The 20,949-nt window shown below is 60.5% G+C and carries 18 protein-coding genes; 13 read left to right on the plus strand and 5 right to left on the minus strand.

Going from position 1 to position 20,949, the window contains the following annotated elements; translation table 11 throughout:
* Positions 1-5: 5 nt before the first annotated feature.
* Complete coding sequence (aroC, locus tag U5O12_RS10955) at positions 6-1,100, minus strand: chorismate synthase (RefSeq protein ID WP_322578668.1); 1,095 nt, start codon at positions 1,098-1,100, stop codon at positions 6-8.
* Positions 1,101-1,225: 125 nt separating this feature from the next.
* Between aroC and U5O12_RS10960 the strand changes: the two genes are divergently transcribed.
* Positions 1,226-1,648: a cupin domain-containing protein gene (locus tag U5O12_RS10960; protein WP_322578669.1), complete on the plus strand. Its 423-nt coding sequence runs from the start codon at positions 1,226-1,228 to the stop codon at positions 1,646-1,648.
* A 125-nt stretch (positions 1,649-1,773) separates the two neighbouring features.
* Here U5O12_RS10960 and U5O12_RS10965 read toward each other — a convergent pair whose 3' ends face one another.
* A complete protein-coding gene (locus U5O12_RS10965) occupies positions 1,774-2,430 on the minus strand; it encodes a glutathione S-transferase (RefSeq protein WP_322578670.1) in 657 nt (218 codons plus the stop codon).
* A 123-nt stretch (positions 2,431-2,553) separates the two neighbouring features.
* On the opposite strand from U5O12_RS10965, the gene U5O12_RS10970 reads away from it, so the two are divergent.
* Positions 2,554-3,771, plus strand: a complete 1,218-nt coding sequence (locus U5O12_RS10970) for a polyhydroxyalkanoate depolymerase (RefSeq protein WP_322578671.1) — start codon at positions 2,554-2,556, stop codon at positions 3,769-3,771.
* An 85-nt stretch (positions 3,772-3,856) separates the two neighbouring features.
* Here the strand turns inward: U5O12_RS10970 and U5O12_RS10975 are convergent, their stop codons facing one another.
* On the minus strand, positions 3,857-4,324 hold the full coding sequence (locus U5O12_RS10975; protein ID WP_322578672.1) for a CBS domain-containing protein: 468 nt from the start codon (positions 4,322-4,324) through the stop codon (positions 3,857-3,859).
* Between the two features lie 102 nt (positions 4,325-4,426).
* Between U5O12_RS10975 and U5O12_RS10980 the strand changes: the two genes are divergently transcribed.
* The 3 genes from U5O12_RS10980 to U5O12_RS10990 all read left to right on the plus strand — a co-directional run bounded on the left by U5O12_RS10980 (position 4,427) and on the right by U5O12_RS10990 (position 6,977).
* The gene (locus tag U5O12_RS10980) at positions 4,427-5,743 is read left to right on the plus strand and encodes an O-acetylhomoserine aminocarboxypropyltransferase (RefSeq protein ID WP_322578673.1); all 1,317 of its coding nucleotides are present in this window, start codon (positions 4,427-4,429) and stop codon (positions 5,741-5,743) included.
* Between the two features lie 2 nt (positions 5,744-5,745).
* Positions 5,746-6,567 carry an alpha/beta hydrolase gene (locus U5O12_RS10985; protein ID WP_322578674.1) on the plus strand — a complete coding sequence of 274 codons (822 nt, stop codon included), beginning with the start codon at positions 5,746-5,748 and terminating at the stop codon, positions 6,565-6,567.
* Between the two features lie 68 nt (positions 6,568-6,635).
* Positions 6,636-6,977 (plus strand): DUF962 domain-containing protein, encoded by a 342-nt coding sequence (locus tag U5O12_RS10990; RefSeq protein WP_322578675.1) that lies wholly within the window; start codon positions 6,636-6,638, stop codon positions 6,975-6,977.
* Positions 6,978-7,103: 126 nt separating this feature from the next.
* Here the strand turns inward: U5O12_RS10990 and U5O12_RS10995 are convergent, their stop codons facing one another.
* Positions 7,104-8,123 carry a helix-turn-helix domain-containing protein gene (locus U5O12_RS10995; RefSeq protein WP_322578676.1) on the minus strand — a complete coding sequence of 340 codons (1,020 nt, stop codon included), beginning with the start codon at positions 8,121-8,123 and terminating at the stop codon, positions 7,104-7,106.
* A gap of 179 nt (positions 8,124-8,302) precedes the next feature.
* On the opposite strand from U5O12_RS10995, the gene U5O12_RS11000 reads away from it, so the two are divergent.
* The 3 genes from U5O12_RS11000 (at position 8,303) to U5O12_RS11010 (ending at position 12,134) form a co-directional block, all read left to right on the plus strand.
* Complete coding sequence (locus U5O12_RS11000) at positions 8,303-9,823, plus strand: APC family permease (RefSeq protein ID WP_322578677.1); 1,521 nt, start codon at positions 8,303-8,305, stop codon at positions 9,821-9,823.
* 92 nt (positions 9,824-9,915) lie between these two features.
* Positions 9,916-11,199 carry an aspartate aminotransferase family protein gene (locus U5O12_RS11005; RefSeq protein ID WP_322578678.1) on the plus strand — a complete coding sequence of 428 codons (1,284 nt, stop codon included), beginning with the start codon at positions 9,916-9,918 and terminating at the stop codon, positions 11,197-11,199.
* Positions 11,196-12,134 carry a phosphotransferase enzyme family protein gene (locus U5O12_RS11010; RefSeq protein ID WP_322578679.1) on the plus strand — a complete coding sequence of 313 codons (939 nt, stop codon included), beginning with the start codon at positions 11,196-11,198 and terminating at the stop codon, positions 12,132-12,134. Before U5O12_RS11005 ends, U5O12_RS11010 begins: the two co-directional genes overlap by 4 nt.
* Positions 12,135-12,185: 51 nt before the next feature.
* Here U5O12_RS11010 and U5O12_RS11015 read toward each other — a convergent pair whose 3' ends face one another.
* The gene (locus tag U5O12_RS11015; RefSeq protein ID WP_322578680.1) at positions 12,186-14,153 is read right to left on the minus strand and encodes an FAD-dependent monooxygenase; all 1,968 of its coding nucleotides are present in this window, start codon (positions 14,151-14,153) and stop codon (positions 12,186-12,188) included.
* 310 nt (positions 14,154-14,463) lie between these two features.
* On the opposite strand from U5O12_RS11015, the gene U5O12_RS11020 reads away from it, so the two are divergent.
* From U5O12_RS11020 to U5O12_RS11040, 5 genes are all read left to right on the plus strand, one after another.
* Complete coding sequence (locus tag U5O12_RS11020; protein WP_322578681.1) at positions 14,464-15,948, plus strand: aldehyde dehydrogenase; 1,485 nt, start codon at positions 14,464-14,466, stop codon at positions 15,946-15,948.
* Positions 15,949-15,959: 11 nt separating this feature from the next.
* Positions 15,960-17,321, plus strand: coding sequence for an aminotransferase class III-fold pyridoxal phosphate-dependent enzyme (locus U5O12_RS11025; protein ID WP_322578682.1), 1,362 nt, complete (start codon positions 15,960-15,962; stop codon positions 17,319-17,321).
* A complete protein-coding gene (locus U5O12_RS11030) occupies positions 17,318-18,583 on the plus strand; it encodes a Tm-1-like ATP-binding domain-containing protein (protein ID WP_322578683.1) in 1,266 nt (421 codons plus the stop codon). The genes U5O12_RS11025 and U5O12_RS11030 overlap by 4 nt, the downstream gene beginning before the upstream one ends.
* Positions 18,584-18,697: 114 nt before the next feature.
* Positions 18,698-20,269, plus strand: a complete 1,572-nt coding sequence (locus U5O12_RS11035) for a methyl-accepting chemotaxis protein (RefSeq protein WP_322578684.1) — start codon at positions 18,698-18,700, stop codon at positions 20,267-20,269.
* The gene (locus U5O12_RS11040; protein WP_322578685.1) at positions 20,266-20,922 is read left to right on the plus strand and encodes an HAD-IA family hydrolase; all 657 of its coding nucleotides are present in this window, start codon (positions 20,266-20,268) and stop codon (positions 20,920-20,922) included. Before U5O12_RS11035 ends, U5O12_RS11040 begins: the two co-directional genes overlap by 4 nt.
* Positions 20,923-20,949: the final 27 nt, after the last annotated feature.

Genomic DNA, 20,949 nt, shown 5'->3' on the forward strand with positions numbered 1-20,949 from the left:
CGTGCTCAAACGCTGCCTGCGATGGGCGTGAGCGCGGGCACCACATCCCCGCACTGGGCGCGGTGGCGCAGCGCGTGGTCCATCACCACCAGGGCCAGCATGGCTTCGGCAATGGGGGTGGCACGTATGCCCACACAGGGGTCGTGCCGGCCCTTGGTGATCACCTGCGTGGGGTTCCCCTGCGAGTCGATCGAGTCACGCGGCGTGATGATGGAGCTGGTGGGCTTGATGGCAATGCTCACCTCCAGGTCTTGCCCGGTGGTGATGCCGCCCAACACGCCACCAGCGTTGTTGCTGGCAAAGCCGTTGGGGGTGAGGCTATCGCCATGTGTGGTGCCGCGCTGGGCCACGCTGGCAAAGCCGGCGCCAATCTCCACGCCCTTGACCGCGTTGATGCCCATCATCGCGTAGGCAATGTCGGCGTCCATCTTGTCAAACAGCGGCTCGCCCAGGCCCACGGGCACATTGGTAGCGGTGACGCGCACCTTGGCACCACAGCTGTCGCCAGCCTTGCGCAGCGCGTCCATGTAGTCTTCCAGCGCCTGCACATCGGCCACGGGGGCGAAGAAGGGGTTGTGGGGCACATGCGCCCAGCTCTCAAACGCAATGGGCAGGTCGCCCACCTGGGTCATGCAGCCGCGAAATTCGGTGCCAAACTTTTCCTTGAGCCACTTCTTGGCCACGGCACCGGCCGCCACCATGGGCGCGGTCAGGCGGGCGCTGGAGCGGCCACCGCCGCGCGGGTCGCGGATGCCGTATTTCTGGAAGTAGCTGTAGTCGGCGTGGCCGGGGCGGAAGCTCTCCAGGATGTTGCCGTAATCCTTGCTGCGCTGGTCGGTGTTCTGGATCAGCAGCGCAATCGGGGTGCCGGTGGTCTTGCCCTGGTACACACCGCTGAGGATCTGCACCGCATCGGGTTCGTTGCGCTGGGTCACGTGGCGGCTGGTGCCGGGGCGGCGGCGGTCCAGGTCGATCTGGATGTCCGCCTCAGTCAGTTCCATGCCTGGGGGGCAGCCGTCGATGATGCAGCCAATGGCCGGGCCGTGGGATTCACCAAAGTTGGTGACGGTGAAGGTGTGTCCGAAGGTGTTGCCGCTCATAGTGGGCGATTATCCCAGACCGCACCGCCTTGCTGGCCTGCATGGCCATGGACTGGAACACTTTATGCATTGTGCTGCAGTGCACCATTTCAGTGTTTTCAGCCCGTTTGAACCAGGAGTGAGCCATGCTAGATCGCACCACCACCAAGTTTTCCCACGTCAAGCCTGAGGACACGCAATTTGTGTCCGGCGGACTGCGTGATTTCTTCTTGTACCGGGACCTCGGCGTGGCCGAAGCCACGCACGGCAAGGTGATTGCGCACCTTGTGAAGGCGAACATGGCACCAGAAACAGGCACGGGATGGCACCGCCATGAGGCAGATTTCCAAATCGTCATCATGACCAAGGGCTGGGCCAAGTTCATGTACGAAGACCAAGAGACCCTGGTGCAGGCCGGTGATGTAGTGCACCAGCGCCCCGGCATCCGCCACTTCCTGTTCGACTATTCCCCCGACATGGAGTACCTGGAAATCGTCTCTCCCGCAGACTTCAAGTCGATTGACGTAGACCCGGTGTGCGCGGTGCCAGCGCCCACGCCTTGGGCTTAAAACGCGCCCCCTTGGGGCTGAAGGCTGCGGCTCCAGAGCCACCTGCGTGGCTCTGGACAGCCTGAAGAGCCCTAGCCTCTGGCTGGGCCCGATCAGCGACCCGCGCAGCGGCGGAGCGTGGGGGCCTAAAACTCCGCATCGAGTTCGTCGATTTCTTCGGGCTCGGTCTTGGCAGCGGCCATCCATTCCTTCATGGCGGGCAGCTCCAGAATGCGCTTGGAATAGTCTGTGCAGACCTTGTCCAGCGGAACGTCATAGGTCTGAAAACGTGTCACCACGGGGGCGTACATGGCGTCCGCCACGGTAGGCGTTTTGCCAAACAAATAGGGGCCGCCGTAGGTGCTCAGACATTCGGTCCAGATTTCAAGCACCCGGTCAATGTCCGCCTGAGCGCGGGACCAGACCTTGAACTGGGGAAAGTGGGCCTTGATGTTCATTGGCAGCGCGCCGCGCAAGGAGCCGAAGCCCGAATGCATCTCACCGCAAATCGCGCGGCAGTGGGCACGTGCCTTCACGTCCGCCGGCAGCAGCCCCGCCTTGGGCTTGATTTCATTGAGGTATTCGGCAATCGCCAAGGTGTCCCACACCTTGACCGTGTTGTGCTGCAGCGAGGGCACCAACATGCTGGAAGAGAGCAGCAGCATCTCGGCTTTCATGGCCGGGTCATCCAGGGAAATGACCTCTTCGGTGAACTCCAGGCCTGCCAGCTTGGCCATCAGCCAGCCCCGCAAAGCCCAGGCACCATAGTTTTTGCTGCTGATAGTCAGTACTGCCTTGGCCATGGAATGCTCCTGCTGCGGGAATGTAAGGCCCGCCGTGTCGCAAGGCTTGTGCCAACACCTTGGCCCATAACTTGCCTGCAGCCTGCCCACCCGGCCACAAGCCGCTTTGACCACAGGACCACCATGCTGTACCAGGCCTACCAAACCCAGTCCAACTTCACCTCCCCCATGCGCATGATGGCGCAAAGCCTGGGCGCCTCGCTGTGGATGAACCAGACCGAAGGCAGCATGCTGCGCAAGATGGCCGCGGGCATGGAAGTGTTGTCCCGGCTGCGCCTTACCCACACCCGCCCAGCCTATGGCATTGACAGCGCGCGGGTCGGGGAACGCGATATTCCGGTGGCCGAAGTGGCTGTGCTGACCATGCCCTTTGGCACCCTGCTGCACTTTCAAAAGCAGGAGGCCACGGCAGAGCCCCAACCCAAGGTGCTGCTGGTGGCGCCCCTGTCGGGCCACTTTGCCACACTGCTGCGCGAAACCGCCCGCACCCTGCTGCAGCACCACGACGTTTACATCACCGATTGGCACAACGCCCGCGATGTGTCGCTGCGCCATGGTCCGTTTGGGTTGGACGACTACATCGACCACATGATCCGTTTCACCCAGACCATTGGGCCCGGCACCCATGTGATTGCGGTGTGCCAGCCCTGCGTGGCGGCACTGGCGGCCACGGCCCTCATGGCCGAAGACGACGACCCGGCCCAGCCGCGCAGCCTGACGCTGATGGCGGGCCCGGTGGACTGCCGCGTGAACCCCACCGAGGTGAACAAGCTGGCCATGAGCAAGCCCATTGAGTGGTTCGAGAAGAACCTGATCAGCCATGTGCCGCTGCCGCACGCCGGCTATATGCGCCGCGTCTACCCGGGCTTTGTGCAGCTCAGCGCGTTTTTGAGCATGAACCTGGACCGCCACAAGCAGTCCTTCAAAGACCTGTACCAGCACCTGGTGAACGGCGACCTGGAGAAGGCCAACATCATCCGCGTGTTCTACGACGAGTACCTGGCGGTGAACGACCTGCCGGCCGAGTTCTACCTGGAGACGGTAGAAAAAGTCTTCCAGACCTACGACCTGCCGCTAGGCAAGCTGAGCTACAAAGACCGCATCGTCAACCCGGCGGCCATTCGCCGCACGGCGCTGATGACGGTGGAAGGCGAGCGCGACGACATTTGTGCAGTGGGCCAGACGGTGGCCGCGCAAGACCTGTGCAGCAGCCTGCGCCCCTATAAAAAAACACACCATGTGCAAACCGGTGTGGGGCACTATGGTGTGTTCAGCGGACGCAAGTGGAACCAGCAAATTTACCCGCGCGTGCGGGACATGATCCACGCAAGCGAAAACTAAAGTATTGCCCCCACGCTCCACCGCTACGCGGGTCGCTGCCCCCCGAGGGGGCTAGCTCGCCTTGGGGCGGCCCGGCGGCGAGCTCTTAGGTGTTTTCAGCCTCGGGCTTTTCTGCCTCGCCTTCGGGCCAGTCGCGGATGTAGGCCTTGAGCATCTTGTTCTCGAAGTTCTGGCTGTCCACCACGGCCTTGGCCACGTCGTAGAAGCTGACCACACCCATGAGCATGCGGTTGTCGATCACCGGCATGTAGCGCGCGTGGCGGTCCAGCATCATGCGGCGCACTTCATCCATCTCGGTTTCCATGGTGCAGGTCAGCGGGCCGGGGTCCATGGCGCGGTACACGCTGGTGGTGCCAAAAGAGCCGCCGTTTTTGACCACCGCCTGAATCACCTCGCGGAAGGTCAGCATGCCCACCACCAGGCCGTGGGAGATGACCACCAGCGAGCCAATGTCCTTCTCGGCCATCAGCTGGGCGGCATCGGCCAGGGTGTCTTCCGGGGTGGTGGTGAAAAGCGTACCGCCTTTAACGCGCAGGATATCGCTGACTTTCATGGGGACTTCCTCGTGACACTGAAGTTGAAACTGAGCATCAAATATAGCCCACAATGCCCGAGTTTCATCCCGATTACCAAGTGACTTTCACCGGAGAACTCTATGCCTGGCTACGCTGACCCCGGCTTTGACACCCTGGCCCTGCACGCAGGAGCCGCGCCCGACCCCAGCACCGGCGCCCGCGCGGTGCCCATCCACCTCACCACCTCGTTTGTCTTCGAGTCCAGCGAACACGCACAGTCGCTGTTCAACCTGGAGCGTGCCGGCCATGTCTACAGCCGCATCAGCAACCCCACCAACGCCGTGCTGGAGCAACGGATTGCGGCGCTGGAAGGCGGCATAGGTGCCATCGCCACGGCCAGCGGCCAGGCCGCGCTGCACCTGGCCGTTGCCACCCTCATGGGCGCGGGCGGGCACATCGTGTCGTCCAGCACGGCATTGTATGGTGGCTCGCACAACCTGCTGCACTACACGCTATCGCGCTTCGGCATTGACACCACGTTTGTGAAACCTGGCGATGTGGATGCCTGGCGCGCTGCCGTGCGGCCCAACACCCGCCTGTTTTTTGGCGAAACGGTGGGCAACCCCGGCCTGGATGTGCTGGACACGCCCACCATTGCGCAAATCGCGCACGAGGCCGGCGTGCCCCTGCTGGTGGACTCCACCCTCACCTCGCCCTGGCTGGTGCAGCCGTTCACGCAAGGCGCCGATCTGGTCTACCACTCGGCCACCAAGTTCCTCAGCGGCCACGGCACCGTGATTGGCGGCGTGGTGGTGGACGGCGGCAGCTTTGACTGGGCCCGTGCCTTTGCAGCGAGTGGCAAGTTCGAGGAACTGGCCGCGCCCTACGCGGGCTTTCACAACATGAACTTCAGCGAGGAAAGCACTGTGGGTGCCTTCCTGCTGCGTGCCCGGCGCGAAGGCCTGCGCGACTTTGGCGCCTGCATGAGCCCGCACAGCGCCTGGCTGATTTTGCAAGGCATCGAAACCCTGGGCCTGCGCATGGCGCGCCACATCAGCAACACCGAAAAGGTGGTGGAATTTTTGGCCAGCCAGCCCTTTGTGGGCCGCGTGGGCCACCCGCTGCTGGAGAGCCACCCCAGCCACGCGCTGGCGCAAAAGCTGCTTCCCAAAGGCGCAGGCTCGGTGTTCAGTTTTGACCTGAAGGGCAACCGCGAGCAAGGCAAGAAGTTCATTGAAACGCTCAAGGTCTTCAGCCACCTGGCCAATGTGGGTGACTGCCGCAGCCTCGTCATCCACCCCGCCAGCACCACCCACTTCCGCATGAGCGACGAGGCGCTGGCCGCCGGTGGCATCACCCAAGGCACCATCCGCCTGTCCATAGGCTTGGAAGACCCGGACGATTTGATAGACGACCTGAAGCGTGCGCTGAAGGCGGCCGAGAAAGCGGGAGCCTGACCATGGAACTCACTGTCAACGCCGCCACCGCCTACTGCTACACGGGTGGCAAACCTTTTGATGCCGCCAAACCTACCGTCGTCTTCATCCACGGCGTGCTCAACGACCACAGCGTCTGGATTCTGCAAAGCCGCTACCTGGCCCACCACGGCTACAACGTGCTGGCCGTGGACCTGCCCGGCCACTGCCGCAGTGGTGGCGAGGCGCCCGCGTCCGTGGAAGACGCCGCCAGTTTCATCGTCGCGCTGCTGGACGCGGCCGGTGTGCAAAACGCCGCGCTGGTGGGCCACAGCTGGGGATCGCTGATTGCGTTGGAAGCCGCCTCGCGCCTGAAGGAACGCGCCACCCACTTGGTACTGGTGGGCACGGCCTACCCCATGAAGGTGTCGCCCGCGCTGCTGGAAACATCGCTGAACGACCCTATGAAGGCGCTAACCATGGTGAACGTGTTCTCGCGCAGCACCCTGGCCGCGCCGCCCTCCGCACTGGGCCCAGGCACCTGGGTGTTTGGCAGCAGCATGGCGCTGGGGCGGCGCGTGCTGGCCAGCAACACGGCGGTCAATGTGTTCCACCGCGGATTCTCGGCCTGCAACAACTACGCCCATGGCGAAGAGGCCATGGCGCAAGTGAGTTGCCCCGTGCTGTTTGTGCTGGGCGAACAAGACCAAATGACCACGCCCAAAGCCGCACAACTGCTGCTTGCCGCCGCCCGCCAACGCACAGCCCGCACCGAGCTGCACATGGTGCCCGTGGGCCACCACCAGATGACCGAAGCCCCGGAGCAAACCTTGTCCGCCATGCGACAGTTTTTGGCCAGCACCTAGGGCAAGTGCGCTTGCCAAGCGCCCACCCTTGGCGCGACCATGGCGCACCGAATACAAGGAACGCGACCATGGACGCCACCACACCCTCTAGCCCCACCGCCGTGGACCCGCGCAGCTTCCAGAGCTTTGCGGAGTTCTACCCCTTCTACCTGGGCGAACATAGCAATACCACCTGCCGCCGCCTGCACTTTGTGGGCTCTACGCTAACCCTGGTCTGCCTGGCCATGCTGCTGGCCACCGGCAAGCCGCAGTACCTGCTGTACGGCCTGCTGTGCGGCTACGGCTTTGCCTGGGTCGGCCACTTTGGCTTTGAGAAAAACAAACCTGCCAGCTTCAAGCGTCCGCTCTATAGCTTTATGGGGGACTGGTGCATGTACCGGGACATCTGGGCCGGGAAGATCAAGATGTGATCCGGACACATCCGAACAGACTCGCGCCAGCATGCGCTATATATTTTGTAGCTGCTCGCGCATATTGGATGCGTGCTAGAGGCTTTTTTCTTGGCCATTGCAATCGACTCTTGCATCCAACATTGTTCAGACACTCGCGCCTTTCGGGTTTGCCCCGTAAAGCCTCCTCCTTGCCCGGTTCAGGGTTTCCGACGGCAATTGGAAGAAGTGTTTCTTGTAGTCCAGCGAGAATTGCCCCTGATGCCAGAATCCCCAGCGGGTGGCAATATCCTGCACAGTCTCATCTGGCTCCGCTTGTCGCAGGCTTCGACGCACACCGTTGAGCCGTAATGCGCGTAAGTATTGGGTGGGCGAAATTCCCAGCACGTCCTGAAAACAGTAGTTGAGCTTGCGCCGACTGGCCCCCACCTGGCTGCAAATATCCAAAATCGACGGCGGCAAATCTCTATTGACCAACATAAGATCGCAGGCTTTATCTACCAAACGTTTACGCCGGGCCAGAGAATCCATGTCGGACACATCTACGTTGGGCGGAATCGCCTCGATCCACTCGATCAAGATGTCGTCGCGCAGCTGGTTCAGGTCTGCAGCATCGGTGAAGTGCTGAGCCAGGGCCAAGGCCTGCTTCAGGTCCTGCAGGTGTTTTGCACGTAGTGCTATTGCGTTCTCAGACGTTGGTCGCAGATCGACCTGACGTTCCAACCAAGTGGCCAGTGGTTTCTGGTACATGCGATCCCAAAGCGAATCGAGCAGACTTCTATCGACGGTCAGCCCAATAAGGTGATGTTTCGGCGGCGTCACAAAATCGATCTCGCGACCGCTACCGCAGAGGATGGCATCGGGATGCACCTTGCGACCATCAAAGTACACATCACCGCTGGGGTCGACCGACATTGCGAAACCGTATACATCTTCTCCCAGGCGGCCTCGTTGGCGCAACGCAAGATTGGTTTTTTCACTGGTGAGACTGACGCCGCTGAGTTGCAGCATGAGTAGCTCGCCACGAAAGTCCCCACTGGAGAGTTGCTCGTAATGCAATCTCCAGTCGCCTTGCGATGCCGCATGCGCGTCTATGTCGAAGGTCAAAACCGAGCGCGCCCAACTTGGTGCGTCGGCTTCATCAGCTTTGCCTGCGGGCTCGTTCATAGCGTCCAGCGTAGCAGATTCACCAATCGCCGGGAAAACCCCGACCCAAGTTTGCGCAAGTTTGATACGGCAATTTAGAGGGTTTCCTTAATATTAATCAGAGTCGGGAGCACCAGTCGAGGGTAGGCGTCCCACACGTAAATCACGAGGAAATTCTTTAACCCATTCAGGACAAGCCCATGAAAACCGATTCATCATCCCCATCGTCGTCCGGGTCCTACCCGGTCGCCGAGCAGTCCTTGCGCTCTGGCCGCCTCGGCGTCGTCGGCATCGTTTTCTTTGTGGTTGCCGCCGCCTCACCGCTGGTGGGGATGACCGGTGCACTGCCTGCAGCCATCCTGCTGGGGAATGGTGCAGCTGCGCCTGGTGCCTACTTGCTGGCGGGTCTGATCCTGCTGCTGTTCAGCGTGGGCTATGCTGCCATGAGCCACCAGGTCACCAACTCCGGCGCGTTCTTCGCGTACATCGGCCGCGGGATGGGGTTGCACTTTGGCGTGGGATCGGCCTTCGTGTCCCTGCTCGCCTATCTGGCCATCCACCTGTCGATCTTCGGTTTCTTCGGCGGGTTGATGGCCGAGCAGGTTGGCGTTTTGCCCTGGTGGGGGTGGTCTTTGGTCGCGTGGGCTGCCGTTACATGGCTGTCGCTACGCAGCGTCGACGTGGGTGCGCATGTGCTGGGCCTCTTGATGGGACTTGAGCTCCTGAGCCTCGTGGTAACTGCGGCTGCGATCTTCCTGCAAGGTGGTCCTGAGGGATTGAATTTCGCGGCCTCCTTCAGCCCGGCCAACATTCTTGCGGGAGGTCTGGCTGGCTCCGCCGGTATCGCCTTGGCGTTCGCGTTCGCTTCCTTCGTGGGCTTCGAGGCCACGGCCATCTATGGCGAAGAATCGATCGACCCCAAACGCACGGTGCCGCTGGCAACGTATGTCGCAGTGGTACTGATCACCATACTGTTCGCTTTTACATCGTTTGCTGTCGTTACTGGACTTGGCGCAGGCAAGTTGATGGACCATGTAGCTGAGCTGTCGTCGGTTGACGGAACACCACTGGTCAACCCTGCCAACGTGCTGTTCACACTGGCTGGCCAGTATGTGGGTGGTTGGCTTGCGACGATGATGAAGGGTCTGGTGCTATCCAGCCTGTTCGCGGCCATGTTGGCCTTCCAAAACTCAGCCGCACGCTACCTGTTTGCCTTGGGTCGCGGCGGCACCTTGCCCGCAGCGCTGGCCAATGTCAATGCACGTGGTGCACCGTCGGTTGGCTCAATTATTGTCTCCGTGATCACCGCCGCCGTGATCGCCCTCTTTGCCGTGGCCGGCCTGGACCCTATTCTCAACATGTTCTTCTGGTTCTCTGGCCTGGCGGTGGTCTCCATCCTGCTGATCGAGATCCTGGTCTGCTTGGCGGTAATTGCATGGTTCCGACGTGTGCCGGGTGACTCCAACCTATTTCAATCGCTGATTGCGCCGGTGCTGGCCACGATTGGTTTGTCAGTCGGTCTCTATCTCCTGCTGGCCCGGTTTGGATTGTTGACGGGAGCGGTCGCTGAAGGCATGGACCCGACGACCACGTCTTGGGCTATGAATGGTCTGGGCTGGTTCATGGCGCTGCTGCCCTTCGGCGTTCTGGTACTGGGATATCTCTTTGCCATCGGCCGCCACAGGGAAAACAAAGGACTGATTCAGGACGTGATCTCCTGACGATTGTCTGAACCGCTGCACTTGCGAGAAAGTTCTGGCGCCCCAAGGCGCCAGAACTTATTTATAGACTACTGATGTGATGAGAACTTGAAATGAATACCCCCGAATTGATGGACAGAAGGCGTGCCCTCCTCGGACCGAATGTGTCCACCTTCTACCAGCGACCAGTCCACATCGTCAAAGGCGAGGATGTGTGGCTGTGGGATGCAGACGGCCGACGCTACCTTGACTGCTACAACAACGTGCCGCACGTCGGGCACTGTAACCCCCGGGTGGTGGAGGCAATCTGCGCGCAAACCCGCCAGCTCAATGTGCACAGCCGCTACCTGCACGAGAACCTTGTGAACTACGCAGAGAAGCTGACCGCCACGTTTGGCGATGGGCTTTCTAACGCCCTGTTAACCTGCACCGGCTCCGAAGCAAACGACATTGCGCTGCGCATGGCCGAGGCCATGACCGGCAAGCGCGGAGTGATCGCCACCGATGCCACCTACCATGGCAATACCAGCCTGGTCAGCCAACTCTCCACCGCCAACACGCCAACCTACGGCTACGGGCTCGACCAGTACGTGCGCCATGTCGAGGCACCCGACAGTTTGCGCATCGACGACCCCCAGGGGTTTCGCTTCGCAGCCAAGGTGCAGGAACAGATTGACGCGCTGGAGCACTCGGGCATCGGGTTCGCAGCGCTAATCGTGTGCCCACTGTTCCTCAATGAAGGCTTTCCAAGCCAGCCCTCTGGCTGGTTGCGGCCGACCGAAAAAGTAGTTCGTGAAGCAGGTGGACTCCTCATCTGCGACGAAGTCCAGTCGGGGTTTGCCCGAAGCGGTAGCCATTTTTGGGCGCACCAGAAGCAGGGTGTGACACCCGATGTGGTGACGATGGGCAAACCAATGGGCAACGGCTATCCGGTCGCAGGCCTAGTCACGCGGCCCGAGGTGATGGAGCGATTTCGTGGCTCCTACCGCTATTTCAACACTTTCGGAGGCAATCCCGTGGCCTGCGCTGCCGCCATGGCCGTGCTGGAAGAGATAGAGCACCGGAACCTGAAGGCGAATGCCGCAAAGATCGGATCTCTTGCCATGGAAGCTATGACTGGGCTGTCTAAGAAGTATGGCGTTATTGGTGATGTTCGCCAGAGCGGCATGGTCTTCGGCATCGAGTTTCTCAAGGACAAGAACACGCTGGAGCCCGCTTCAGGCTTCGCAGATCAGGTCGTGGAGGCGATGCGCGAACGGGGCGTTCTGCTGTCCAAGCTTGGGCGGCATAAGAACACTCTGAAGATTCGTCCGCCAATGACCTTTTCAGAAGAACACTTGGGCCTGCTGGTGCAGACGCTGGATGATGTCTTGTCCGCACTGACACCGCAGGCATGATGAATCTCGCTATAGCCGCAGCCACCCGGTGGGGCCTCGGGCATGCACGCCTGCAGTTTGTTGCAGGTCGTGAAAATCAAGTTTACCGGGTCTCCGATACCTCTGGCGACTATGCCCTGCGGCTCAAGCGCCCCGGTTATCGCCAGCGCATAGAAATCGAATCCGAACTCATGTGGATGTCGGCACTGGACCGGGCGAACATCTCGGTGCCCAGACCTATTGCGTCAAAGGCGGGTCACCTGCTGGAGCTAGTCGACGGCCACCAAGTGGACTTGCTTACCTGGATGCCCGGCCAGACTTTGGGAACGTTACTGACAAGTAGTCCAAAGTCTGACATACCAGATCTGTTCGAGCGTCTCGGGCGGCTCATGGCGCAGGTCCATGTGGCCTCCGATGGATGGGCCAAACCCAACAATTTTGCGCGCGTTGCATGGGATGCTGACGGACTGGTGGGGCAGACGCCTCTCTGGGGGTGCTTCTGGGAACACCCGGGACTGTCTGTCAAGGAGAAAGCTTTATTGGAGGAGTTCAAAGCTCACGCGGCGCACGACCTGCATCGCATGAATGACTCTCTCGATTACGGTCTGATCCATGCGGATCTTGTTCGAGAAAACGTACTGGTCAGCGAGCACGGCTTGGGCATACTGGACTTCGACGACGGAGGTTGGGGCTACAGGCAGTTTGACATCGCCACCACCTTGCTCAAGTTCCTCGACACACCTAACTACCCAGCACTCAAAAGCGCCCTACTGCAGGGCTACCTGGGCGTCAAAACCCTTGATACGGCGTCACTCGACCTGTTCCTCGCACTGCGTGCTGTAACCTATGTGGGATGGATAGCTCCCCGGTTGGGCGAGGACAACGCGGCGCAGCGCAGCCGCCGCTACATTGATACAGCGCTGAAGGTCTGCAAGACCTATCTGAGCCTGACGTGACCCGGAGCCGATGGCTGCCGGGTCAACAGAACAGTTGGCAACGCCTCCAGATCAAAGCGCTGTTCGCTCGGCGATCGACATCACATCGGCTCGTTGGCTGCTCGCGCGCGACGCATCGGGCTGGGGCGGCGGGGTCAGCATGTGGCCGTCGAAGAACGCCGCAAGAGCTTCACGGGCGTCTAGCGGTAGAACCGCGGCCACATACTGATCCGGGCGCACCACCACGATGGCTCCCGCGGGACTAATCTGCCGGTCGCGGAAGATGTCGCGCCCATGCCCAGCGGCAAACACCTGGTTGATGTCGATTAGGCCGAATGGCACCTTCACCGGCTTGAATGCTTTAGGGACATTCGCAAGCTCAATCTGGGTGTAGTCCTGCTGATAAATTACCTTGATGTCGAATACGGCATTCTGGTCGCCGCCTATCGGCGTATAGCTTACTTGGGGTGAATTTGGGTCACTCGACCACCACTGAGCGAAATCGGAACAAGGCGTACCAGATAAGGCGGGCAAAGCCTCGTCAGCGAACACATAGACTCTCCAGCGACCATCCGCCTCATGAAAGTGGCCCAGGTGGTGCCACCGGTTATCCGATCTACGGATCACTTCAGCGGACTTGAAGCGCTTGCCTACGAGAAATCCCACTGCAAGCGCTTGATGCTCTGTGCCCAGGGTGATCATCGACGGTGTATAGAGGGTCATGAAACCGGCCGGAAATTCGAGTGTAGATAGATAGAAGTGCTCCAACTGACCCCGGTCATCCTTCGGATCCATGGGAGCAGCCATCATCTGCGACCATTTCTTGTCGAAGTTGATCAGATCTTGTGCAACCACTTTGCGTTCGGCAGCGTATGTAGACAGCAGTGAACGAGGCGCTCGCCCTTCAATGACCGCAGCCAGCTTCCAAGCCAGATTAAAACCATCCTGCATGGACACGTTCATGCCTTGGCCAGCCTTGGCCGAATGGGTGTGGCAGGCATCACCCATGATGAAGGCGTGCGGTGTGCGCAGCCCGGCTTGCTCTGCCGGAACGTCGTCGAACCCATCGGTGATGCGATGCGCCACCTCGTACACCGACCACCACGTTACGGCACGAACATCCAGTGTGTAGGGGTGGATAATCCGGTTCGCCGTAGCAATGATGTCCTCTATCGGTGTAGCCCTGACCTTGCCATCGTCCGACTCTGGTACTTCACCCAGATCGACGTAGACGCGCACCAAATACCCGCCTTCTCGCGGGATGAGAAGGATGTTCCCTTTGTCGTGCGATTGGATGGAGCACTTCACCTGGATGTCCGGAAAGTCAGTATTGACAAGGATGTCCATTACCCCCCATGCATGCATCGAAGCCTCGCCATGGAGTCGATGACCGAGAGAGGCTCTAACTTTGCTGCGTGCACCGTCCCCCCCCACTAGGTACTTGGCGCGAACAACGCGCTCCTCTCCGGCGCGCGGACCAGCAACGTACCGGATTCGGGCTGTCACAGGGTAGTCTGAATTCGGGTCTATAGCGCAGTCAACGAACTCGATTCCGTAGTCCGGAACGATCTGGCCAGGGGCACGCTGCGCGTCGCGAAGGAAGTAGTCGAGAACGCGGGACTGGTTGACGTAGATATGCGGGAACTCGCTCATCCCAGTAGCGTCATCAGGCGCACGAGAAGCGCGGACGATCCGGGTCGGGTCTAAAGGATCGGGTTTCCAGAAGCACATCTCGACGTTGCGATACGCTTCGTCGACGATCTCGGTGGCGAATCCGAACGCCTGAAAAGTCTCCACCGAGCGTGCCTGAATCCCATCTGCCTGACCAACCTCAAGACGACCGGGGCGTCGCTCGATAACGCGCGCATTGATCGAGGGAAATCGGGAGAGCTGCGCCACGACGACGACTGCCGCTGGACCGGTTCCTACCACGAGCACATCCATCTCAACGGGTAGATCAACAGCTCGGTCGATGCCGAATCCTGCCGGGGCTTTGATCCGAGGGTCGCCGGCTTCGTAGCCGCGTACGTGAATTTCCATTGCTGACCTCAATTCTTTACATAGTTAATGGCATTGGAGTCCGCAGGCAGCCGGATCCACCAGCGCATCTTCATCCAGTCGAAACTTGAAGCGATATCAAGATAGCGCAAAGTGGGACTATGGTTTTCCCTAGCGCTCAATCGACTTCAAGGGACTTGCTCCGGCTCAAAAAAAAGCATCGATGCAAGCACGAGGGAAAACCCTAGGGCAGCACTGCGCAAACTCGATAACTAGCCCAGCGACTCTGGGTTCACCATACCGACCTACAAGCTCAAAGACCTTTGAGACTTGTACCTAAGGAACGGAACCCATGAAACAGGAACAGATAGACGCTCTGCGAGAACAGCCAATTGGGGATGGGCTATTGCTGATTGGTGGTCAGTGGCAGCCTGCCAGCGACGGGGGGCGTTTGCCGGTTTCCTCGCCCATTGATGGTCGCAGCCTGTGTCACCTGGCGGCCGCAGCGCCCGCCGATGTGGACTTGGCGGTGCGGGCCGCTCGCCGTAGTTTTGAAAGCGGGGTCTGGTCGCGCATGGCACCTTCTGAACGCAAGAAGGTGTTGAACCGTATTGCTGACCGCATCGAAGCCCATCATGCCGAACTGGCGGTGCTCGGTGTGCGCGACAACGGCACCGAAATTGCCATGGCTTGGAATGCCGAACCTGGTAGTGCAGCGGCCACCTTCCGCTACTACGCGGAGTGCGTGGACAAGATCAACGGTGAGATTGCCCCCACACCTGATGGCGTGCTCGGCCTCGTGCACAAGGAGCCCGTCGGGGTGGTCGCGGCCATCGTGCCCTGGAACTTTCCTTTGATGATCGGCTCGTGGAAGATCGCGCCTGCCCTGGCGGCAGGCAACAGTGTTGTTCTCAAGCCGTCGGAAGAAGCCTCTTTGTCTCTGTTGCGACTGGCCCAGTTGTGCCTGGACGCAGGTTTGCCCGAAGGTGTATTGAATGTGGTCACCGGTGCCGGCCAGATCACAGGCGATGCGCTGGCACACCACATGGATGTGGACCTAATAACTTTCACAGGCTCTGGCCCGGTCGGGCGTCAGTTGATGCGCGCCTCGGCCCAGAGCAACCTCAAACGGGTCTATTTGGAGCTCGGTGGCAAGTCGCCCAATATCGTGTTTGAGGATGCGCCCGATCTTGCAACGGCGGCCAAGAAGTCTGCCATGGCCATCTTCCGCAATAGCGGCCAAGTTTGTGTGGCCGGTTCAAGACTGCTCGTGCAGCGCAGTGTCCATGACGCGTTCGTGGAACAACTGCAAAACATCGCTAAGGCGCTTCGCGTGGGTGATCCGCTTGATGTCACCACCGAAGTAGGCGCAGTCAGTAACGCCCGTCAGCTGGAGCGCAACCAGCGCATGCTGGCCACCGCGCAGCAACAGGGAGCACAGCTGCGCTGCGGCGGCAATGTGATTGAGCCTGTGCCGGGTGGCAGTTACATGCGCCCAGCGGTGCTCGCGGGCGTGCAGGCAGAGATGGAAGTGGCACAACAGGAAGTGTTTGGACCTGTGCTGGCAGTCATGCCGTTTGACGACGAGTCCCATGCAGTGAAGTTGGCCAATGGAACCGCCTACGGACTGGCCTCGGGCGTGTGGACTTCCAATCTTTCGCGCGCGCACCGGATGGTGAGGGCAATCAAGGCTGGTGTGGTGCATGTAAACACTTATGGCGGCTCTGACCTCACCGTACCGCTAGGCGGCGTGAGGCAATCTGGCAATGCTCATGACAAATCCTTGCATGCCCTAGACAAATTTCTGGAACTAAAGACTGCTTGGATTCAACTTTAAGGGGTACTGACATGGAACAGCAACTACTCAAACAGAACAACGCCGAATTCCTGTGGCATCCCATGGCGCATCCTGGGGCGATGAAGAAGAACAAGCCCGACATCGTGGCACGCGGCGAAGGCTGCTGGATCTGGGACGTAGATGGTCACAAGATGCTCGATGGTGTGGGTGGCCTGTGGGCCAGCAACCTGGGGCACAGCGCCAAAGCCGTACGTGATGCCATCGTAGCCCAGCTCGACGAGCTGCCTTTCTACAACACATTTCGTGGTACCACGCACCCGCGCGCCATCGAACTCTCGGCCAAACTGGTGAAGCTGATGGAGCCCGACGGCGTGGCCAGTGTCATGTTCTCCAGCGGCGGTTCGGACGCGGTGGAAACCGCCCTCAAGCTCGCACGGCAGTACCACAAGCTGCGCGGAGAAAAGGACCGATTCAAGTTCATCAGCCTGCGCCAGGGCTATCACGGCGTGCACTTCGGTGGCATGAGCGTCAATGGCAACACCAATTTTCGCCGTGCCTACGAGCCTCTGTTGCCCGGCTGCTTTCACATCGACACCCCCTGGCTCTACCGCAACCCCTATACGGAAGACCCGCTCCAGCTGGGCGAGATCTGCGCAGAACTGCTGGAGCGCGAGATCGTGTTCCAGGGGCCCGACACCGTGGCCGCCTTCATCGCCGAGCCGGTGCAAGGTGCGGGTGGCGTGATCGTGCCGCCGCCGAACTACTGGCCGCTGGTGCGCAAGATCTGCGACAAACATGGCGTGCTGCTGATCGCCGATGAGGTGGTCACCGGCTTCGGTCGCGCCGGCCATCTGTTCGGTACCCGACTGTGGGGCGTGAACGCCGACATGTGGTGCCTGGCCAAGGGCATCAGCTCGGGCTACGTGCCACTGGGTGCCACCGCCATTTCAGCTAAGGTGGCCCAGGTGTTCAACGACGACAAAACCGGCCAGGCCGCCGTTGGCCACGGCTATACCTACAGCGCCCACCCGGTAGGTGCCGCTGCCGCGCTGGCAACACTGGACGAGATTGAGCGGCTTGACGTGCCGGGCAACGCCGGCCGCGTAGGTGCCGTGATGCAGGCGCGCCTGCGCAAGCTGGAGCAAACCTGTAGCTTTGTCGGCAACGTGCGCGGGGTCGGCCTGATGCTGGGCATCGAAATGGTGGCGGACAAGGTCTTGCGCACGACCATGCCTCGCAGCAGCGATATCCCTGCGCGCGTGGCCAAGGAGGCCTACCAGCGCGGTCTGATGGTGCGCATCTCCGGGCCCAACCTCATCCTATCGCCACCACTGGTGATTTCGCAGTCCGAGATTGACCACCTGTGCGACATACTCGAAGCGTCCTTCGCCGCCGTGGACGCGACGCTGTGAACCCCAACCACGCGGACCGTGCGCCGGTGATCCTTCTAATCGGCACCGTCGACACCAAGAGCGACGAAATGGCCTACCTGCGCGAATCGGTCGAACACCTGGGTGGCACCGCCATGGTGATGGATGTGGGAGTTCTCGGCAAAGGCGGCTTTACGCCCGACATCCTGAACAGCGAAGTCGCGGCTGCGGCCGGTGTGACGCTGCAGCAGGTCATGGATACTGGCGATGAGAACACCTCGATGAAGCTCATGGCCACTGGCGCATCGCTGATCGCGATGCAGTGGTATGTCGAAGGCCGCTTCGATGGCCTGCTGGCCTTGGGTGGCACCATGGGCACCGATCTGGCGCTGGACGTAGCCAACGCGCTGCCGCTGGGTTGCCCAAAGGTGCTGCTCTCGACCATTGCCTACTCGCCATTGATCCCGCCGGATCGCATTCCACCCGATCTAATCATGCGGCTATGGGCAGGTGGCCTCTATGGCCTGAACCGCCTGTGCAAGGCTGCACTGAGTCAGGCCGCAGGCGCAGTCGTCGGTGCCTGCAAGGCACTTCCGCCCGCGGCCGACCCACGTCCTGTGGTAGGGATGACCTCGCTGGGAAGCAGTGCACTTTCTTACATGAAGAAGCTTAAGCCCGCACTGGAAGCGCGTGGCTACGAGCTGGCGGTGTTCCACACAACAGGCATGGGTGGCCGGGCCTTTGAGGACCTGGCGCGGCGCGGCTACTTTGCTGCGGTGATGGACTTCAGCTTGCAGGAGCTAGTCAACGATTTAGCCGGCAGCTGCGTCAGCGCGGGCAGCGAGCGCCTGCTGGGCGCGGGACGAGCCGGCCTGCCGCAGATCGTAGCGCCGGGTGCGACAGACATGGTGGACTTTGCTGCCTGGACGCGCTGTCCCGAGCGCTTCGCGGGCCGTGCCGTTCATGATCACAACCGCCTGATCGCTTCTGTCTGCGTGGACCATGACATGCGGCGCAGCGTGGCCCGCGCCATTGCCGACCGCCTGGCAGAAGCCACCGGTCCGACCTGCCTGCTGCTGCCCACGGGCGGCGTGGAGCAATGGGACCGCCCGGGCGAACCCCTGCATGACCCTGAGGGTTTGAGCACATTTTTGAACGAGATGACCCATGTGGTCTCTCCGCAGACGACGCTTCGGTTGGTGGACGCGCACATCAACGATGAAGCCTTTGTGCAGGCCGCACTCAAGGTATTCGATGAATGGGTGGCCGAAGGGTTGATCGCACCGTCTGCGTATAAGCATTAGGTGAAACGCCAAGACATGTTCAATTCCTTTTTCAACAGGTTCAAGAGTCGCAAGGTCAACATGGCACCCACCGACCTTGCAGCCCATGCTCCAGCCACCGCGCCTCTCAGGCATTTGCTGCTGCGCGTGTTCGACGTCAGCGGGCAGTTGCGCCTGGCTGCCGGTCGGGGCCTGGGAAGCTTGAAACTAGGCGTGAAGGAGGGTGCGTCGCGAGCCACGCAGCTCGAACAAATGCTGGTGAATACATGGGGGCGAATTGACCGCAGTCGTGAGGTCGCGGCGCGCATCGAAGAGCGCTTGCTGGCCGATACCTCAGCATCCGCTAGCAGGCTGCGCGATGGCCTGGCCTCAGGGGAAGCGGAACTGACACGCGTGCGGGGCTCCACACTGGATGTGATCGACTCCATCGAGCAGGTGGCACGTCAGATCAATATCGTCGCACTAAATGCCGCCATCGAGGCCGCGCGCGCGGGGGAGCAGGGGCGCGGTTTCGCCGTTGTCGCATCCGAGGTGCGCATGTTGGCCCAGCGCGCATTGGACGCATCCGTGCTAGCCCGCGCGGGACTTAACTTCAGCTCGCTGCAGCAGCGCCTGGACGGTTTGAGCGACAGCACAGCACAGGAGCTCAATGCTCTCGCCGGAACCATCAATCAAGCCTTGATGGAGTTGCGCGGAAACTTCGACACCATCGCTGTCGATCTGGATCAGGCATCACAACACAACCGCGTAGTCGCCGAGACCTTGCCTGTTTTGAGCCAACGCCTTGAGACAGTGGAAACCCGACTGTCTCAGGTCGAAGAACTGGAAAAAGATATACGTGTTGTTCTAAGGACACCTGACACACCTGTTTTGAAGCTGCATCGGGTATTGAGCCAGCGACACCTCTTGTTGAGTGAAAGCGGCGACGCCGTCCAGAACATTCGGACGCGAGGTCGCTTGCGCATAGCGGTAGAGCCCGGCTTTGTAGGCTTGTCTTTCCGCTTGAATCCAGGTGCTGCTTTGCAGGGCCTGGACATCGAATACGCACAGGCCTTTGCCCGACACTTGGGAGTGCAGATCGAGTTCGTCGAGGCCGCCTGGGACCAATGTCTTGGTTTACCGTACTTTGGACGAAGCTTCCGTGAGGCACCAGTGGATTTGATCTGGTCGGCATTGCCGCCGGTAGCCGATTTCACGGGTCTGATTTTCAGCCAGCCATATACACAGCACCCTATGGTGCTGGCTCGGCGACGTAACGACCATCGCATAACAGGCCTTCTTAGTCTGGAAGGCAAAGTGCTAGGGTGCGGCTATGACCCAGGTGCATTTGATGCATTGCAAGCCGCAGGTGTGCGCTGGCAGGCCAACCACGATCTGCCTGGTTCTGTTGTGAATCTGGGCAGTCTAATTGCCTATCCCGATCCCACCCGCATTTACGACGCTCTGGCCGACGCCAGAGTAGACGCCTTCTTTGTGGAGCGCCCCATCTTCCATTGGGCCGCAAGTGCCCCGGAAAGCCCTTGGTCAGCGCGTCTAGAGCTTGTGCCCAATGGCCTGAACGACGACGAGTCACCCTACGTGGTGGGTGCGGCAGATACACCACTGGGCCAAGAGTTAATTGCCGAAGTGGACCGTTTCCTAACGGAATTCTCTGGCACCCCGCAACAAATGGCCATCGAACGTCGATGGCAAGGACAGACAACATGACCCAAACTTTTGCAAGTGCCTTGGTGCTCGATTTCGGCGGTGTGATCAGTCGCATGCTCTTTGAAACGCACGACCTCACAGAGAGAGCTCTGGGGCTTACGCCTGGCACGCTTACTTGGAGAGGTCCGTTCGATCCATCGACCGACCCACTTTGGCAGGACATGCAAGCAGACAAGCTCAGCGAGCGTGACTATTGGATGACGCGCACCCGCGAGGTCGGCCGACTCGTCGGTGAAGACTGGGACTCGATGGAGACCTTTGTGCAGCGCGCGCGCGGCGCCGACGTGGAAGCCGTAATTCGGCCAGAAGCCATTGAAACCATCCACATGGCGAAGGCAGCGGGTAAACGTTTGGCCATTCTCTCCAATGAGTTGGATCTGTTCTACGGCGCGGATTTTCGCAGTCGACTTTCGCTCCTGGAAGACTTCGAGCTGATCGTGGACGCGACCTACACCGGCATCCTGAAACCCGACGCTCGTGCCTATATGGCCGTGACAGAACAGTTGGGCTTACCAGCCAGCGAATGTGTTTTCGTGGACGACCAGAAGCGCAATGCCGACGGCGGCATGAAAGCCGGCATGCAGGTGGTGCACTTCGATGTGCTGGAGCCGGTCGCTTCGTTTGCGAAGGCCAAGGAACTGTTGGGACTTTAAGTGCCCATCAATGGGTTTTCAATATTC

Origin of the sequence: Rhodoferax sp., from assembly GCF_034519335.1 — a bacterium.
Taxonomy (GTDB): domain Bacteria; phylum Pseudomonadota; class Gammaproteobacteria; order Burkholderiales; family Burkholderiaceae_C; genus Allorhodoferax.